Raw genomic sequence first — 17,475 nt, 5'->3', positions numbered from 1 at the left:
ACTTCTCAACTACCCCACCATTGCGAGAAAGCGAACCCATGAGCGAACTTAGCCACAACGTCGACAAGAAACTGGTCCTGGCCTCCGGCCGCGCCCACCCTGAACTGGCTGAAGAAGTGGCGCGCTGCCTGGGCACCGAGCTGCTGCCGATGTCTGCCTACGACTTCGCCAACGGGGAAATCTACGTCCGTTCCGGCGAGAGCGTGCGCGGCAAGGAAGTGTTCATCATCCAGGCCCACCCGGCCCCGTTGAACAACTGGCTCATGGAGCAGCTCATCATGGTTGACTCCATGAAGCGCGCCTCCGCCCGCGGCATCACAGTGGTGGCGCCGTTCTACCCGTACTCACGCCAGGACAAGAAGGGCCGCGGCCGCGAGCCGATCTCGGCACGTCTGGTGGCGGACCTGTACAAGACTGCCGGTGCGGACCGCATCATGAGCGTTGACCTGCACACCGCGCAGATCCAGGGCTTCTTCGACGGCCCCGTTGATCACTTGTTCGCGATTCCGTTGCTGGCTGATCACATCCGCACCATCGTGGGCGACGACGAGGTCACTGTGGTCTCTCCCGACACCGGCCGTGTGCGTGTGGCTGAGCAGTGGGCCGAGCGCCTGGGTGGGGCGCCGCTGGCCTTCGTGCACAAGTCACGCGATCTGACAGTGCCCAACCAGGCCGTTTCCAAGACTGTTGTGGGGCAGGTTGAGGGACGCACCTGCGTTTTGATCGATGACATGATCGACACGGGTGGAACCATTGCCGGCGCCGTTCGCGTCCTGAAGGATGCCGGCGCCAAGGATGTCATCATCGCCGCAACGCACGCCATCTTCTCCGATCCGGCCGCCGAGCGCCTGGCCAACTGTGGTGCACGCGAAGTGGTTGTCACCAACACGCTGCCCATCCCGGAAGAGAAGCGTTTCCCAACACTGACGGTGCTCTCCATTGCGCCGTTGCTGGCACGCGCCATCAAGGAAGTCTTCGAGGACGGCTCCGTGACCAGCCTGTTCGACGGCAACGCATAACACTTAGCTCTAACAACAGACGGCCGCTTCCTTTTTGGGAGGCGGCCGTTTGCGTATGCGCCGCGCTGGCCTCCACCGTGGCGCAGCTGTCACACGGGCGCAGCGCTGGCCTTGACGGCTGCGCATAGCCCAAGAACACTTTGCGGATGCGCAGCGCTGGTGCCTGCCGCGGCGCATAATTTGCCGATTTGACTCATCCACAATCGATGCTGGGCAGCCCCTTGTCCACATTGACGACGCCGGGGCTACCGCGGCCAACGCTGTTTGGACACCATGGGGGCATGGCACATCAAGAAGACCTAAATGGCGGCACGGTGGTGGCCGAAATTGCTCGGCGGGGCAAAGTTGCGCGGCGGAAGGATCTGTTGGTCAGCGGCTGCACTGACTGGGCCATCAGCGTGGCGGAGAGCAAGGGATTGATCAGAAGGGTTGGCCGCGGTTATGTGGCACTGCCAGATGCAGACCCTCTGGATGTTCGGCTTGCCAAGCACCAGGCGAGGCGGACCTGTTTCAGCAAAGCTGAACAACTGGGGTTGTGGATCATCCAGGCACCAGAATCGCCACATGTGGCCGCAGCCCATGGACGGCCAGTTCCTGGATGTGTTGTCCACCGGGTCAGTGGCCCCCAAACGCTGATGGACATCCTGCGTCAATGCGTCCAGTGTGGCACCGAAGTGGAAGCGCTGGTTGTTTTGGAGTCGGCGGTAGTCCTCAAAAAATGCACCATTCCCCAACTGCGGGCTGCGTTCACGGGACGGACGGGGGCCAAGGGGCGAGCCATCATCGAGATGCTTGATCCACAGTCCATGTCCATTGTGGAAACCATGGCCAGGTACTACTTGCGCCAGCAAGGCTACAACGTCCAGAGCCAGTTCTACGTCAAGAACGTGGGGCACTTGGACCTGCTCATAGAAGGCCTGCTTGGCTTAGAAACTGATGGGGAAAAATACCACAACACGCCGTCCGGGTGGGCCGACGATTTGGTGCGGAACAACATGCTGGTCATCGAGGGCCGGAAGTGCCTACGAGTGAGCGCACAAATGGTGCTCCACCGGCCCGACCTCCTCTGCGACTGGGTGCGCCAGGCACTTGCAACCATCAGCTCGGAAACAAAGTGACCATCTGGCCTGTCATGCGACCCATTTTGCTTTGTCTATGCGCTTCGCTGGCCTCCACCGTGGCGCATGCCCCAAGAGCACTTTGCCTATGCGCTTCGCTGGCCTCCACCGCGGCGCAGCTGTCACACGGGCGCAGCGGGGGAGTCTGCGGCTGCGCATAGCCCAAGAACACTTTGCGTATGCGCGGTGCTGGCCTCCACCGAGGCGCATGGCCAAAGCCAGCGGCTGCGCCCAGCGGGAGGTTAGTGGTACGGCGTCGTTCTGGTAGGATTATGCAGTAAACCTTGGCGAGGGACGCTTGCGAAAGCAACACGTCCGTGATCGACTAGGTCTTCTACGCTCCTTGCATTCGTGTGGTGGATTGTGTTGACCTGTTTAGTCCACGCCCACACTAAAGAATGAAGGAGCTTTTTTCATGACTGAATTGAACCTGATCGGTGAAGCACGCAACGAGTTCGGCAAGGGCGCCGCACGCCGCATCCGCCGCGCCAAGCAGATCCCCGCAGTAATCTACGGCCACGGTGTTGCTCCCTTGCACATCGTTCTGCCGGAGCGCGAAACCGTTCGCGCCATCCGCGGCGCCAACGCCCTGTTGACCGTCACGGTTGATGGCGTTGAGCACCTCGCCCTGGTGAAGGATGTCCAGAAGGATCCCGTACTGCAGATCGTTGAGCACATCGACCTGTTGACCGTCCAGAAGGGCGAGAAGGTTGACGTTGACGTTCCCGTGGTCATCGTTGGCGAAGCTGCTGCCTCGGTAGTTGTCAACCAGGAAACCATGACCATCAGCCTCTCCGCTGATGCAACCCACGTACCTGTCAAGGTTGAGGTTGACATTGCAGGCCGCACCGCTGGCGCGCACATCCACGCATCCGACTTGGTCCTGCCGGCCAACTCCTTGCTGGTTACCGAAGGCACCGTGCTGATCGTTCACTTCGCTGAGCCCGCCGTTGTCACTGAAGCTGAAGCAGCTGCAGAGTAATAATCACTTATGAGTGAAACTTGGCTTGTAGTCGGGCTCGGGAACCCCGGGCCCGGCTACAGCCGTAATAGGCACAATATTGGTTACATGGTGGTGGAGGAATTGGCCTCCCGCATGGACGCCACTTTCAAGACCCACAAAGCCAAGGCGCTGGTGGCCACGGGCAGGCTGTCCGTGGGCGGGCACAAGGTGATCCTCGCCAAGCCAACAACCTTCATGAACCTCAGTGGAGGCCCGACGGCGTCACTGGCGAAGTTCTACAACCTCACCCCCGATCATGTGATTGCCATCCATGACGAGATTGACATCCCCTTTGACACGGTCAAGGTGAAACTCGGCGGCGGCGAAGGCGGCCACAACGGCCTGCGCGACATCTCCAAAACCTTGGGCACCAAGGACTACTACCGTGTCCGTGCCGGTGTGGGGCGTCCCCCCGGCCGCGCCGACGCCGCAAGCCACGTGCTGCGCGATTTCTCCACCGCGGAGAACAAGGCCCTCCCTTTCCTGATCGACAACGCGGCCGACGCCGTGGAACTTCTGGTGAGCGGCGGGCTCCTGGCTGCGCAGGACAAATTCAACTAAAACGCGCAAGCGTAGTCAGCGTTGGGTGCATTGCCTGAATCCGCCACGGCAAAGTGATCCGCAATCTTGGCCAAGCACGCTTGAAACGCTGTTAGAATCTCCCTAATTGCGACTGAGGTACCTCTTGGTACCCGTCAGGTCTCTCGTGATGTAAGGGAAAGGGCTATGACAAGCGTCTGGGGTGATTGGTCTCCCGCGCGGGGCGATCCGGCCGAGCAAAGGTCTGGCCGCCGCGACATGGGCGCAGCCGAACGCCGTCGCTGGTCATCCTTTATCCGACAAGACCTCATTGACATGGCTGTTGAACGGCTTGCTGACCCTCATACGCACGGCCTGGTGGTCATCGGGCCGCGCGGCGTGGGAAAAACCACTCTGGCACGGTCGGTTGAAGCGCGCATCGCCAGCACCACGCATTTCGTCAAGCTGTTTGGCCTGGACACCGAAACGACCATCCCGTTCGGGATCTGGGGCCTGCACTTGGCGCGGTTGGAAAACAGCAGCATGCAATCAGCAAATTCCATCATCCAGGGAATTGCCGAGCTGGTGCACTTGGACGCGAAAGGACGGCGGGTGGTCCTGGTCCTGGATGACCTGCAAACCATTGACACGTCCAGCATGGGCGTCCTGATGCACCTGGTCTTCAGCGGGGTGGCCAAGGTGCTGGTTTTAGCCCGGGCCACCAACGACCTGCCCGAGGACTTAATGTGGTTGCTCAAGGACGACCTGCTCTCGGAGCTGGTCCTGGGTCAATTCACCAAGGATGAAGTGCGGACTCTCATCACCAAGGCACTGGGTGGTTCAGTAGCGTCAGCGTCGGTGGCCGCGTTGCACGAATCCAGTGGCGGGAATCCGCTGGTCCTGCACACTCTGGTCCATGAAGAGATCAACCGCGGACACCTGGTGCAGCACCATGACACGTGGGTGCTCAGCGGCGAACGTTCCGCCGAACCCACCAGCCTGTTGGCGGAATTGGTCCAGGCCAGGCTGGAGCGGGAGTCCGCCCAGATTCGCCACGGCGTTGAAATGATGTCGCTGGTTCAGCGGGTCCCGCTGTCAATGGCGTTGGAGGTTCTGGGCGCAGACACGCTGTATGAGATGGAAGAACGCAAGTATCTCGCCATCAGCGCGAACGCCGGGCGCTACACCACCCTTGCGGAACCGTTTATGGCTGAGACTGTCCGGGGCATGCTGGGCCGGGAGGAAAAGGCCCGCCTCTACCGCAAGTTGACTGATGTGGTTTCACTGGATTCGCAGAAGTTCTCGCGGCAGGAACTTTTGGTGTTTGCCACGTGGGCCAACGACGCCGGGATCCCCCTGATACCCGAGGTGGCACTGTCAGTGGCCAGGACGGCACTCCTATACTCCGACCCCTTGCTGGCCATAACATTCGCCGACGCCGTGGATGGCGGCACAGCATACTCCGTCTACGCCGCCCTTGAACGAAGCGCCGCCTATGCTCTGCTGGCCGACTATCCCAGGGCACTGGCTGAGATTCTTGAAACCAAGGAAGTCGCGGATCAGTGCCTGAACATTGCCGACCATTCCGGGTGGGTGGGGGAATTGTGCTGCGCGCTGCTTTGGGTGGACGGGGGATTGGCACAAGTACCGGATCTGCTGCGGGCTGAGTCGGAAAGAGTCAATGAGCCCGGCCATGAGCCCGCCCACGTGGAACAAGCCATACGAAACATCAACCTGGCCCAGTGGGAGTACCAAGTCCACATTGGCTTGCTGCGCGAATCGGCGGAGGCGCTGGAGGCCGGCTACCTGGAGATGGTTGATGCTGACTACAGCCTTTACTGCGGGAGCCTGCTAGTTATTGTGTGGGCGGCCACGGGCAGGGAACTCGATGCTGTTGATTTGGCGCGTGAGATTGCCCCGCAGTTCAAGGGGGTTTCCCGGCTAATTCGGCAGCCGGATGTCCACCTGCATGGTTTGGTCCTGGCCCTGGTCTGGTCCGGGCAATGGCGGGCGAGTGCTGAGATACTGACCGACATGCTCGTGACCATGGGACGCCGCTCGGAGTATCACGGTGGAATCATTGAATTGGGCCTGGGCATCGCCTACGTTTGTGCGGGCAAGGGTCTGGAGGCGGCTGATATCCTTCTGGCAGCCGTGGCACAACTGGAAATCCGCGATACCTACAACTGCACCCAGCTGGCCTATTCCGCCTTGGCCTACGCCCTGGCCCAGGTTGAAAACGATGCCGAAGCAGCCAAGTACCTTGCCCTCGCTAAAAATTTGGCGCCCACCACCGCGTGGGTCAATCTGGCTGTGACCCGGTTCTTTACCCTCATGGCAGAACGGTGGCTGGGAGACCCGGAGGCAACGGAGGCGTTGGCCGCTTCTGCGCAGGAAGACTTCGAGGCCGGCAGGTACACCCTGGCCTACCTGAGTCTTTTTGGCGCCTCCATCAGTGCGCGCGAGAAGGACTTGGCGCTCATGGAAGCCGCGGCCGCCCAGGGGCAGGGGCCCATGGCTGAGCTGTCCGGGCTGATGGCACAGGCATTTCTGGGCAAGGATGCGGAAAAGGCGTTGTTGGCGGCGGCGGTGGCGCAGGATCTTGAGCTGGCCGCCGTTGAACTGCGCTGCGCCCTTCTGGCCCTGGACCTTGCCCATGCAGGCGGGTATACGCGGCAAGCCAAGGAAGCCGAGGCGCGCATTGACCGCCTGACCCCCAGCTCCACAGTCGTCCCGCTGTCGCCAGCCACCGAGGGGGTCAAACTGACCCAACGCGAAATGCAGGTTGCCAAGCTGGCGGGCCGGGGCATGACGAACAAGGCCATTGCGGAACGGATGGGAGTATCCATCCGGACGGTTGAGGGGCACCTCTACCAAATATTTTCCAAGCTTGGCCTCAGCTCCCGCAACGAGTTGCTTTAGGTGGTGACGCTGATGAGCCATGATGATCAGGAGCACGGTGGCGCATCGTTTCCCCTGCCTGCCCAATCTCCGTTCGTGCGCCAGAGCGAACTCGCCGACATTGAATTTGCCCTTGGCAATGAGGACTGCCAGGCTGTCATTTTGCGTTATGACACCGGACTGGGCGCCTCCAGCATTCTGCGCCACCTGGCCGTAGAAATCTCGGCGGCGCGGGCCGTGCTGACCATCCACGGCACACCCTCCCTGAGCGCCGTGCCCTATGGGGCATTCGCGCCGCTGCTCGGTGACGTCACCAGTGATGACCTCAGCATCCGCACCAATGTTTTCCGGGCGGTGTTGGGGGCCATCGCGGCGAGCCGTGAGGTGGCCCATGGGTCCGGGCTCCCTCTGGTCATCGTTGACGATGCGCACGCCGTTGACCGCTCTACGGCTGAACTTCTGGTGACCCTGGTGCTCTCCGGGACCATCAAACTGCTTGCCTCACACCGGCGCAACCTCCAGCTGCCCGAGCCCCTGCCCAGGCTGTGGAGCGGCGGCAGCGCCGAGACCATAGACCTCTATCCGCTCACCCGCGACCAGGGGCACGAGTTCCTCCAGGCCATGCTGGGTGCGCCGGTGGCGCTGCCAACCAGCTGGTATTTCTGGTCTTGCTCCGGCGGCAATCCCATGCTGCTCAAGATGCTCGTCGCTGAGGCGTTCGACGACGAACTGCTCACCCAGAGCCGTGGGATTTGGGTGTACCGCTTGGGACACCATCGGGTGGGGCGAAACCTCCGCGACGTTGTCCGGGCGCAGATTCGTGGCTTGAGCGGGGCAGCCGAATCGGCACTGGACCTTGTTGCGCTGGCCGAACCGGTGTCGCGGGACATGGTGGAACAAATCAGCGGCAAAGAGGCCGTTGATGAACTGCTTGGCCGCCAGCTTGTCCAGTCACAGTTCCTGGAAGAGAACGTGCTCAGGCTTGCCAACCCCATCTACGGGGAGGTCATCAGGCAGATGGTGCCCCCCGCCCACAGCCGCATTTTGCACGACAGTTTGCTGGAGAAGCTGCAGACCCGGCCCATGGGAACCGAGGCCCTCCTGCGCAGGGTCAGTTGGGCCGTGGACAGCGGCTTGGAAGTTCCGCCGGAGCAACTGTTGCGCGCTGCCCTGATTGCGTGCAAGCTGTCCCAACCCACGTTGGCGCTGGAACTGCTTGACGGCATCACAGCGACCGACCCCGCATTGAAGGTGCGGGCGGTCCAGGCCAGGGCCCACTACATGTTGGGCCGCTATGAAAAAGCTGCGGGGCTGCTCGACGACGCCTTTGATGCGGCCAGCAACCTGGACGAGCTGCTGTTTGGTGCACTCCTGCGCGCCACCACCCGCCTGGCCTTGGGCATGCCGGCCGCCAGCATGGAAGCGGATATCAACAAACTCCAGGACGCCAGCAAACGGCTCATGGCGACGCTGCCGGAGCAGGCTGACACCATCCGGGACAACGTTTTGCACAAGACTGCGCTGTTGGAACTCATGGTGCTCTCCCACAAGGGTGACTACGGTCGCATGTTGCCGCTCATAGAAACCGTGCTGGCCGGCAGCCCGGCGCTTTCGGACGACGAAATGCGCGTGAATACATCGATTGCCTTGGCCATGGATGCCGAGCGGCTGTGCGCCCTGGGGCTCGCGACACAAAGCCAACAACGTTCAGCCGAGGCGTTCGCCATAGAACATTCGGAACTGTACGACGTCTTTTTCATCCCCGAAATGATCGTGTTCCGCCAGCTGACCACGGCCCTCTGCTCCGGTGACCTGCCCTTCGCCGCCTCGCTGCTTGACCAGTTCTTTGTGGATGCGGGGCCAGTCATTATCACCTTTGGCGGCGGCGCCAACGTAGCCCGCGGCATGGGTCTCATCCGGCAGGGACTCCTGCAGGACGCCGTGGATGCGCTGCTTCCGGCCATTGAATCCCTCCGGGACAGCGACCCGCAGCAACTGCTGGGCTTCTGCACCTCGATGGCCGCCTACACTGCCGCCAAACTGGGCCAGCGGGATCTGGCGGCACGCCTCATTGGCGAACATGAGGAAAAGCCTGCTATGTTCCTGGTGACAGCCCACGAACGGGCCTACATGGCGGCGGCGCACGAGTACCATGCCCGTGACGGCGCCGGGCTGGCGGCACTGCTTGCCCTGGCCGACGTCGCCCGGGACCAGCAGGCGCCCCTCCTTGAACTCAACGCGCTGGCCATCGCGGCCGAACTGGGCGAAAAGTCTGTTCTGGACCGCCTGCTGCAGATTTCCCAGACGGTGGAAGGCGCCTGGTCCGAGGCCATCATGGAATTTGGCCAACAGCTCTCTGCTCCGACCAAGAACCACGCTGCCAGCCAAACATCCACATTGACCCAGGGAAGTTCGCCACAGATGAGCCAGGATTCCTGGTTCACGGCTACCGTGTTTGATGCAGCACCGCTGACGCCCAATGATGCACCGCCGGCTGTGCCGCGACCGGCCGCGCGGTCCGCGCTGGCCCTTGGCTCAGCCGTTGTGGCCAAGGGTGCCCCGGTACAGCTCACCCGCAGGGAGCGGGAGATAGCCATGCTGGCGGTGGAGGGTCTCTCCGACCGCGCCATCGCTGAAAAGCTGTACCTGTCCGCCCGAACCGTGGGCGGCCACCTCTACAGGTGCTATGCCAAATTGGGCATTTCCGGCCGTGACGAGCTGACCGCCGAGCTCTTTTTCTAGGACCTGCGCCTGGCAGCAGCTTGGCCGCTGCCCTGTGACCCTGCCCTGGGACCCCTCGCCATTCGAACCAGCCGTGACCACTCAGCGCCTAAGTACTTGGGCCGCGAATCGAGTAGAGACCGCCTACTTTATGAGTACAACGCGTAGCTAAAGCGCGTGCACGGGCCAATGATTCGAGTAGTCGCCACTGGTGTTCTTGGGCCGCGTTTCTTCTTTACTTAGAACATCACAGCGGACTGCAATCCGAGAAGGTCTCACATGTTTTGTTCTAATCGCGCAGCTCTCCAATGCCAATTGCCCAAGCAATCACTGTCCATGAACCCTAGGTGGACTCCACATTCGGAGCCGGCGGCGGAAAAGCCTTCTGAGACCAAGGCTTTCCCCCAGCCGTCGTCGGCTCCCTACTTGAGCATTTGCAGCGAACAAGGGAGAACCTCATGACGTCCCCCAGAATTCATGCCCCCTTCGGCAAGCGACTTGTCAGCGGCACCGCATCCGGTCCCTTCACCTCGCGCAGCAAGGGCCCAAAACACGCCGTCTGGGACGCGTTGCCCGTGGACCGCAGCGGTACTGCAGGTGGTGCGCATGAATCCTGGTCAGGATCCTATAGGTGGAAGCTGCGGATCACCGACTCCATCACCATCACCGCCGTCATAGCCATTTCATACCTGGTGTGGTTTGGTATGGGCGTTGCAAACTCTGGCCGCGCCGGTGAGCAGGGCAACTATCTTGTGTCAGGACTGCTGCTGCTGTTGCTCTGGACCCTGGATTTGGAATTTTGCCGCACCCGCGAGACAGGCGTGGTGGGCATTGGTGCCACCGAATACAAGCGGGTGCTCCACTCAACATTGCGGGTGTTTGGTGCCCTGGCCATCATGATGGTGGCCCTGAATGTGGAAATTGTGCGCGGCTTCTTCGCCCTCGCCTTTCCGCTGGGGGCGCTATTGCTGCTGAGCACACGGTGGGGGTGGCGCCGCTGGTTGGCGCGGGAACGCCAGGCCGGTAGGTGCCTCAGTGACGTTGTCATTCTTGGGGCGGCCGACGACGTCGGTTACGTCATTGCCCAACTCAAGAACAACCTTTCCGCCGGCTACAAGGTGGTGGGTGTGGCGCTGACGTCATTGACTGAAGGTACGGAGCTGCGACCGCCGTGGCACAAGATCCCCGTCATGTCCACCATGGCTGACATTGGCCGCGTGATTGCCATCACGGGTGCGCAGACGGTGATCGTGGCCGGACCGCTGCCGGGTGGGCCCAGCGCCATCCGTGAACTCGGGTGGCGGTTGGAGGACATGTCCACCGAACTGGTCCTGGCCTCGAACCTGACCAATGTGGCCGGGCCCCGCATTCATTTTCGCCCCGTGGAAGGGTTGCCGCTCATGCACGTGGAACTGCCCCAATATTCCGGTGGGCGGCACATGGTCAAGCGGGCCATGGACGTGGCGGTGAGCGCTTGTACCCTGATCCTCATCCTCCCGCTCCTGCTGGTACTTGCGCTGATTGTCAGGCTCGACAGCAAGGGGCCGGTGCTGTTCTTTCAGGATCGGGTGGGTCGCAACGGTGAGCCCTTCAAAATGGCCAAGTTCCGCTCCATGGTGACGGACGCAGAGGCCCAGCTTTCCGAACTCGCCACGCAGAATCAGGGTGCCGGGGTGTTGTTCAAGATGCCCAACGATCCCCGCGTCACCAGCTGTGGCCGGTGGATGCGCAAGTACTCCCTGGATGAACTCCCACAGTTCTGGAACGTACTGATGGGTGACATGAGCCTGGTGGGGCCACGGCCGCCGCTGAAATCGGAAGTGGAGAACTATGAGAAGCCCACCCACCGCAGGCTGCTCATCAAGCCCGGAATCACAGGCCTGTGGCAGGTGAGCGGCAGGTCAAACCTGGTCTGGGATGAGGCAGTCCGGCTGGATTTGTACTACGTGGAGAACTGGTCTCTGACAGGAGATTTCATTATTTTGTGGCGGACGTTCAAGGCCGTCGTCAAACCTAGTGGTGCATATTAAGGGAGCTAGCATGAGTATCAAGATTGGCTATGCCGCCGGTGCCTTCGACCTCTTTCACGTTGGCCACCTCAACCTCCTGCGTCAGGCCCGCTCACAGTGCGACTTTCTGATCGCAGGTGTGGTTTCGGATGAGCTTCTGGTCGAGAACAAGGGCCGGCCACCAGTTATCCCCCTGGCCGAGCGGCTTGAAATTGTCTCCAACATTTCCTTTGTGGACCAGGCCATTGCGGAAGTCCTGCCAGACAGGCTGCAAACCTGGCACCAGACCCCGTTCGACATTTTCTTCAAGGGAGATGACTGGAAGGGAACTCCGCAGGGGCGCGCCCTTGAACGGGACTTTGCCGCCGTGGGTGTGGATGTCATCTACTTCCCCTACACGGTGCACACCTCCAGCACCGTGCTGCGAAAGACCTTAGAACTCATTGACAGCGAATATCTCGAATCGGGGCGGGCCCGCCGCTCATTCTAGCCAGCTACACAGAAATCGGTACTGCAACCATCATCCTTCGGGGGAGGTCTCACATGAAATCAAGTCCAGTTGCCAGCGGCACCATGAGAATTGCTCTGGTGGGAACCCGGGGGGTTCCGGCCAGGTATGGCGGCTTTGAAACGTGCGTCGAAGAGGTAGGTCAACGCCTCGCCGCCATGGGCCACGAAGTGGTGGTGTATTGCCGCACGGCCAAGTCCGAACAACCCGGCCCCACCCACTATTTGGGCATGGAGCTGGTGCACTACTCGGCCCCACGCAAGAAGTCCTTAGAAACTCTTGTCCACTCCGGGAAGTCAGTGGGGCACATCCTCACCCACCGTGTGGATGCCGCCATCGTCTTCAACGCCGCAAATTCGCCGTGGCTACCGGTGCTCAAGGCGGCCCGCATCCCCGTGGCCACCCACGTGGACGGCCTTGAATGGCAGCGGGCCCGGTGGGGAAACCTTGGGCGCAAGTACTACCGGGCCGCCGAGTCACTTGCTGTCCGGCTCTCCGATGCACTCATCGCCGACGCCGAGGGCATCCAAGACTATTACACCGAAGAATTTGACGTTGCGACCACCCTGCTGGCGTACGGTGCCCCGATCCTTGAGGAGAGTGGAAGCTCGCGAATCTCCGGGATGGGCCTGACGCCCCGGGGATACCATCTGGTGGTGGCGCGCTTCCTCCCGGAAAACCATGTCCACGTGATCGTGGAAGGGTACACCCAAAGCAACGCCAAACTGCCGCTCATAGTGGTGGGCTCGCATCCCTACGCGGAGGAGTACACAGCCACTCTCCATGCCATGGGCGATGAGCGGGTCAAGTTCGTTGGCGGGGTCTGGGACCAGGACCTTCTCGACGAGCTGTACGCCAATGCCTTTGTCTACTGGCACGGCCACTCGGTGGGTGGAACCAACCCCAGCCTGCTACGGGCCATGGGTGCCGGCGCCGCAACGAACGCCTTTGATGTGCGGTTCAATCGCGAGGTGCTGGGGGAGGCGGGGCAGTACTTTGGCTCGGCCGCTGACATACCCGCGCTCGCCGAGGGGGCCGAAGCGAATATTGGGGGTGTGAATGCGCGGGGTGCCGCCTCCGTGGTCCGGGCCCGCCACTACGACTGGGATGACATCGCCCTAGGATATGAGGCCATGTGCCGGCGCATTGTGGCCGGTGAATCCAGCAGGGCGCTGTTCAAGAGCCGCCGCCGCGCGCCGGACCAGGCGCCGTCCTTTGGCGACCTGAAGAAGATTGGTGCGTCGTGACCACCGCGGCCAAGCGGGCAACCACCGTGCGCGCGGACAAGGATTCCTTCACCGCCGCCTACCGTCGCCTGCAGCAAGCTCAAAAGGGTGCCGGTGTCCACGCCCCCGCCTATTCGCGGTTCATTAACCGCAGGTTGGGCAGGGTCCTGGCCGCCGCGGCGTACAAGGCAGGGCTGAGCCCCAACATGGTGACGGTGATCAGTGCCCTGTTCACCTACTCAGGCATTGCCCTGCTGGTGATGTTTCCGCCCAGCCCGTGGTTGGGAGTGGTGGTGGGTTTTTTGCTGATCACAGGTTACGCCTTTGATTCAGCAGACGGGCAGCTTGCCCGGCTGACGGGAGGCGGAAGCCCGTCAGGGGAGTGGCTTGACCACATTGCCGACGCCGTGAAGATCTCCGCCATGCCTGTGTTTCTTGCCGTGGGGCTCTTCCGCTTTGAGGCGGTTCCCGTCCCGTGGCTGCTGGTGCCGCTGTTCTCGGCCATCGTGGGCCCCGTCCTCTTCTTCGCCATGATCCTCACCGAGCAGCTGCGCAGGTCTTTGGGCACCAAACTGCCTCAGGTCCAGGGTGTCCACGGGCCAGCGTCCTGGGCGCGGTCCGTCATGGTCTTGCCCATGGACTACGGTGTGCTCTGCCTGACGTTCCTGTTCCTGGGTGCCGTGCCACTGTTCATGGGCCTGTACCTGCTCACCGTGGTGGCCACGGCCGGCTTTACCGTTCTGGCCCTGGTGAAGTGGTTTCGGGAATTGAGAACATCGCCTCCGGCCCAACAACCCTAAATTTCTTGGCAACCAGGCCGACCAAGCCCCTGCCGACCAAGCACAAGGAGTGAAAATGACAAAGGTAGCCGTAGTTGGTGTAGGCAAAATGGGGCTGTCCCACCTGTCGATGTTGCGGGCACACCCCAACGTTGAACTTGTTGGCGTGTGCGATTCCGTCAAATACGTTCTGGATGTCCTGGAAAAATATACCGGCATAAAAACGTTCACCGACTATGACACCATGTTGGCCCAATCGGGGGCGGAGACTGTGGTCATTGCAACGCCCACCGCCACACACTTTCCCATGGCCGAGAAGGCCATCAAACAGGGGCTGAACGTTTTTTGTGAAAAGCCGCTCACCCTCAGCCTGGCCGAGTCCACGCATCTAGCTGAGCTTGCAGCACAACACGGCGTGGTGACCCAGGTGGGCTATCACAACCGTTTTGTGGGTGCTTTCACGGAGGTCAAGCGGCTCTTGGACGCCGGCGCCATCGGCAAGGTGTCGCACGCGCTCGCCGAATCATACGGTCCTGTGGTGCTGGCCCCTAAGGGCGGCACCTGGCGTAACCGCAGGGAAACCGGGGGAGGCTGCTTGTATGACTATGCGGCCCACACCATCGATCTGGTGAACTGGTACATGGGCACGCCTTCCGGTGTCAGCGGCACCATCTTCGGTAGCGTCTTCTCAGCCCAGACCGAGGATGAGGTCTACGGCACGCTGAACTACGCCGACGGTCGGTCGGCCCAGCTGTCGGTGGACTGGTCGGATGAGTCGTACCGCAAGATGACCACCAAGGTCACCCTCTGGGGGGAGGCCGGGCGGATCACGGTGGACCGCCAAGAATGCCAAGTGTATCTGCGTGATACGGCAATCGTGCCTGAGGGCTACGTGCAGGGCTGGAATGTCCGCTACACCACCGAGCTGACGCAACCCACCTGGTTTTACCTGCGGGGGGAGGAGTACAGCTCCGAGCTGGATTACTTCATTGGCAGCGTCAGCGAGGGGGAGGACAATCCTGCCAGCCACCAAAATTCGTTCGCCAGTGCCACCGAGGCTGACAAAGTCATTGACATGCTCATCAGGGATGCCGCCACCAAGCCGGCTCCCAGCGAACAGCTGGCAGCGCTCTCGCCGCTCGCGGCCAACCCGAAGTTCTCATGGCGGCGCCTTGCCTCCCTGAGCAAGCTGCTGGGCAGCTGACGTACTTGGATCATGAGGAGAGCACGATGGACAAACTGCTATTTGGCGACAACCAATTCTTTGGCGTCAACCACATGTCCGAGGAGAAGGCGCGGGCACAGGCCCTGAAATTTCAGTCAATCGATGAGGTGATTGCCGTGCTGGACAGCGCCTACGACGCCGGGCTGCGCACCTTCATGTGCACCACCCATGACCGGATTGAGGAGGTTTGCGATCATGTGCGCAGCCATCCGGAACGGTACCGGGGCTTCGTCTTCTATCCCTGCATGCCGTACGCGCACAAGTACGCTAACGCCGTCACCGAATCCGGGATGATGGGGGCCCTGAAGAAATTCCTGCCGGACACCGGACTGCTCAATGCGGCCCTGGTGGGCGGGAGATCCATGGCCCGCAAGGATGTGGAGGGCATCATCACCTTATTGATCGATGCTGAAATGAAAATGTTCCACGGACTGTCAACCCCAGTTGTTTTCCTGCAGAACGTGGTGGTGGACCTGCTCCTTGGTTTGGGCTTCAACGAGGCATTCAAAATCTTTGCCGACCATGTTCGCAGCAAGTACGGGGCGGAGCCGGGATTCATCACCATGAACCTGCCCATGCTTCTGGACGCGTTGGAGGAACAAGGGATCGAGAATCCCATTGTCTGCTCCAACATCAACAAATTGGGGTTCCGGATGTCAGGCGGCATTGAAGGCTACGAGGACGTCCTGGCACACCGCAAGTTCCGGCCCGTGGCCATGTCCGTGCTGGCTTCTGGTGCCATTGCGCCCCGGGAAGCCCTCGAATGGGTCTTGGGCCATGAGTCCATCGAAGCCATCGTCTTCGGCGCATCGTCCAAATCCCACATAGAAGCAACGGTTCGTTTGGCTGAGGAAATCCGGACACTGGCGGCCGTGCCCAACTAGCGGGACCCAACCAGCCGGGCCTAAACTAGCGGCGGCATACTAGCTGTGCCAGGGCCTGCACCATGTGGTCTTGGTAAGTGCTGGGGCTGTGGCGGTCCGCGGCTGTTGCGGCGTCGGCCGCGGCATCCTCGCGAAACCGGCCCCAATCCTTGCCGATTCTCTCAATAGCATCAGCTATCTCCCCGGGGTTATCCACTGCCACATACTGGGGGGACAGGTAGCCACCGGCAGCTTCCCGCAACCCGGCCGAATTGCTGACCACCAAGGGACGGCCTGCCATGATGGCCTCCACGGCCGTATTGCCAAACGGCTCGTCAATGCGCGAGGGAACCACTGAGATGTCCGTGCGTTCCAGGAACGGCCACACGTCCGGGCAGAAGCCGTGAAAGGTCACCGAGTCCGCCAGGCCCAGGGCCAGGGTTTGGTCCCGAAGCTGCGTTTCATACCATTCATAGCCCGGGTATACGGCCCCCACAATGTCCAAACGGGCCGCAATATTGCGGTCCTTCACTTGTTTCATGGCCGCAATGAGGGTGTCAACACCCTTTCGGTTCGACAGCCGGCCAACATACAGCACCTGGACAGGGGGCTCCGCTCCCACTCGGGCCTGAGCCATGGTCAAGGGGCCGGGCACCCCGTTGTACACAACAGAAATTTTGGGCCCCAAGCGCGGAATCGTGCCTGTGAGGACATCGGCGCTGAAGCGGCTGTTGGCCACGATCGAGTTCGCCATCAGCAGCGGGGCAGCCAAAGCCAGCTTGGACAGTCGTGCGACAGATTTTTCGGCTTCATGCACATGCGCCAGAACGGGAATTCGGGACAGCCGCGCGAGCAGCAGCCACAGGGGTATGGTCACGGTGCTGACATATACGGCGTCGGGTCGGATCCGGCGCAAAAACACCATCCCCGTGATCAGATCACGCAGGGATTCCGCGGCAAGGCGCAGAAGCCCCAGTGGCGTACGTGAAGATTTGCGCAACACAGGAGTGGGGCACAAGATTACCTGGGCGCCCCGCTGGACCAGCTCGGCCCACAGCGGGCCCTCTTCGGGCAGCGTTGCCACCACCTGGTGGCCCTGGGCCACCAGTCCTGCCACGGTCTCGAGGAACACCCGGTCCGCCCCATACATTTCAGGGTTCGGGTGGGCGGCGACTACCACCATGGCGTGGGCGGGCGTGTCTTTGGCGGGCGGAGACGTGGCAGGCCGGACCATGGGCAACCTCCATCAGTCAGTTTTCAGGGGCCCAACTGATCCTGAGCCCCGCGCATTGTTCGCCAGTCTAGGCGAGGACAAGCATGCTGGGAAGCCTTCAATACCGCGGTAAAACGAAACTCCACTCGAGGAATTCACCAAGAACCGAGTATTGGCAGTAGCCGAAGCAAGTAGTAAACGGCTCACATTCGCCCAAGATCGCGGACCAATCGAGTACATACGCACAGAATACTCAATTTCTTGTTTCGGAAGTGAAGTAGAGACCACTCGGGCGCTCGCCCGTGGAGAAACCTAGAGTCAAAGTCAAGACGCCAGCTACGTCAGGCGCAGTGGAAGCCAATTATCAAGGG

The 17,475-nt window shown here is 61.4% G+C and carries 13 protein-coding genes; 12 read left to right on the top strand and 1 reads right to left on the bottom strand.

The genetic code is table 11. The annotated features are described in order from the left end of the window. The first annotated feature begins 38 nt into the window (after nucleotides 1–38). From ACX80Q_RS08620 to ACX80Q_RS08565, 12 genes are all read left to right on the top strand, one after another. On the top strand, nucleotides 39–1,019 hold the full coding sequence (locus tag ACX80Q_RS08620; RefSeq protein ID WP_459330117.1) for a ribose-phosphate diphosphokinase: 981 nt from the start codon (nucleotides 39–41) through the stop codon (nucleotides 1,017–1,019). Nucleotides 1,020–1,300: 281 nt separating this feature from the next. Further along, on the top strand, nucleotides 1,301–2,137 hold the full coding sequence (locus tag ACX80Q_RS08615) for a hypothetical protein (RefSeq protein WP_459330116.1): 837 nt from the start codon (nucleotides 1,301–1,303) through the stop codon (nucleotides 2,135–2,137). Nucleotides 2,138–2,552: 415 nt separating this feature from the next. Next, the gene (locus tag ACX80Q_RS08610; RefSeq protein WP_459330115.1) at nucleotides 2,553–3,119 is read left to right on the top strand and encodes a 50S ribosomal protein L25/general stress protein Ctc; all 567 of its coding nucleotides are present in this window, start codon (nucleotides 2,553–2,555) and stop codon (nucleotides 3,117–3,119) included. Nucleotides 3,120–3,128: 9 nt separating this feature from the next. Continuing rightward, nucleotides 3,129–3,701, top strand: a complete 573-nt coding sequence (gene pth, locus ACX80Q_RS08605; RefSeq protein ID WP_459330114.1) for an aminoacyl-tRNA hydrolase — start codon at nucleotides 3,129–3,131, stop codon at nucleotides 3,699–3,701. A 165-nt stretch (nucleotides 3,702–3,866) separates the two neighbouring features. After that, entirely contained in the window at nucleotides 3,867–6,581 is a 2,715-nt protein-coding gene (locus ACX80Q_RS08600; RefSeq protein ID WP_459330113.1) for a helix-turn-helix transcriptional regulator, read from the top strand. 12 nt (nucleotides 6,582–6,593) lie between these two features. Then, nucleotides 6,594–9,302 (top strand): LuxR C-terminal-related transcriptional regulator, encoded by a 2,709-nt coding sequence (locus ACX80Q_RS08595; RefSeq protein ID WP_459330112.1) that lies wholly within the window; start codon nucleotides 6,594–6,596, stop codon nucleotides 9,300–9,302. A 437-nt stretch (nucleotides 9,303–9,739) separates the two neighbouring features. Then, complete coding sequence (locus ACX80Q_RS08590) at nucleotides 9,740–11,311, top strand: sugar transferase (protein WP_459330111.1); 1,572 nt, start codon at nucleotides 9,740–9,742, stop codon at nucleotides 11,309–11,311. 10 nt (nucleotides 11,312–11,321) lie between these two features. Further along, nucleotides 11,322–11,780: an adenylyltransferase/cytidyltransferase family protein gene (locus tag ACX80Q_RS08585; RefSeq protein WP_459330110.1), complete on the top strand. Its 459-nt coding sequence runs from the start codon at nucleotides 11,322–11,324 to the stop codon at nucleotides 11,778–11,780. Between the two features lie 53 nt (nucleotides 11,781–11,833). Beyond that, entirely contained in the window at nucleotides 11,834–13,045 is a 1,212-nt protein-coding gene (locus ACX80Q_RS08580) for a DUF1972 domain-containing protein (RefSeq protein ID WP_459330109.1), read from the top strand. After that, nucleotides 13,042–13,824: a CDP-alcohol phosphatidyltransferase family protein gene (locus tag ACX80Q_RS08575; RefSeq protein WP_459330108.1), complete on the top strand. Its 783-nt coding sequence runs from the start codon at nucleotides 13,042–13,044 to the stop codon at nucleotides 13,822–13,824. The genes ACX80Q_RS08580 and ACX80Q_RS08575 overlap by 4 nt, the downstream gene beginning before the upstream one ends. A gap of 55 nt (nucleotides 13,825–13,879) precedes the next feature. Next, a complete protein-coding gene (locus ACX80Q_RS08570) occupies nucleotides 13,880–15,007 on the top strand; it encodes a Gfo/Idh/MocA family protein (RefSeq protein ID WP_459330107.1) in 1,128 nt (375 codons plus the stop codon). 26 nt (nucleotides 15,008–15,033) lie between these two features. Then, complete coding sequence (locus ACX80Q_RS08565; RefSeq protein ID WP_459330106.1) at nucleotides 15,034–15,912, top strand: hypothetical protein; 879 nt, start codon at nucleotides 15,034–15,036, stop codon at nucleotides 15,910–15,912. Nucleotides 15,913–15,937: 25 nt separating this feature from the next. Here ACX80Q_RS08565 and ACX80Q_RS08560 read toward each other — a convergent pair whose 3' ends face one another. Further along, the gene (locus ACX80Q_RS08560; protein WP_459330105.1) at nucleotides 15,938–17,125 is read right to left on the bottom strand and encodes a glycosyltransferase family 4 protein; all 1,188 of its coding nucleotides are present in this window, start codon (nucleotides 17,123–17,125) and stop codon (nucleotides 15,938–15,940) included. Nucleotides 17,126–17,475: the final 350 nt, after the last annotated feature.

The organism is Arthrobacter sp. HLT1-20 (genome assembly GCF_054510895.1).
Note: the sequence above shows the minus strand (reverse complement) of the source record. Positions and strands in the feature narration are given on the sequence as shown.

What these genes read in the sequence shown, in the direction of transcription:
- ACX80Q_RS08620 (WP_459330117.1), top strand. Translation starts at nt 39, where the DNA reads ATGAGCGAACTTAGCCACAACGTCGACAAGAAACTGGTCCTGGCCTCC.
- ACX80Q_RS08615 (WP_459330116.1), top strand. Translation starts at nt 1,301, where the DNA reads ATGGCACATCAAGAAGACCTAAATGGCGGCACGGTGGTGGCCGAAATT.
- ACX80Q_RS08610 (WP_459330115.1), top strand. Translation starts at nt 2,553, where the DNA reads ATGACTGAATTGAACCTGATCGGTGAAGCACGCAACGAGTTCGGCAAG.
- pth (WP_459330114.1), top strand. Translation starts at nt 3,129, where the DNA reads ATGAGTGAAACTTGGCTTGTAGTCGGGCTCGGGAACCCCGGGCCCGGC.
- ACX80Q_RS08600 (WP_459330113.1), top strand. Translation starts at nt 3,867, where the DNA reads ATGACAAGCGTCTGGGGTGATTGGTCTCCCGCGCGGGGCGATCCGGCC.
- ACX80Q_RS08595 (WP_459330112.1), top strand. Translation starts at nt 6,594, where the DNA reads ATGAGCCATGATGATCAGGAGCACGGTGGCGCATCGTTTCCCCTGCCT.
- ACX80Q_RS08590 (WP_459330111.1), top strand. Translation starts at nt 9,740, where the DNA reads ATGACGTCCCCCAGAATTCATGCCCCCTTCGGCAAGCGACTTGTCAGC.
- ACX80Q_RS08585 (WP_459330110.1), top strand. Translation starts at nt 11,322, where the DNA reads ATGAGTATCAAGATTGGCTATGCCGCCGGTGCCTTCGACCTCTTTCAC.
- ACX80Q_RS08580 (WP_459330109.1), top strand. Translation starts at nt 11,834, where the DNA reads ATGAAATCAAGTCCAGTTGCCAGCGGCACCATGAGAATTGCTCTGGTG.
- ACX80Q_RS08570 (WP_459330107.1), top strand. Translation starts at nt 13,880, where the DNA reads ATGACAAAGGTAGCCGTAGTTGGTGTAGGCAAAATGGGGCTGTCCCAC.
- ACX80Q_RS08565 (WP_459330106.1), top strand. Translation starts at nt 15,034, where the DNA reads ATGGACAAACTGCTATTTGGCGACAACCAATTCTTTGGCGTCAACCAC.
- ACX80Q_RS08560 (WP_459330105.1), bottom strand. Translation starts at nt 17,125, where the DNA reads ATGGTCCGGCCTGCCACGTCTCCGCCCGCCAAAGACACGCCCGCCCAC.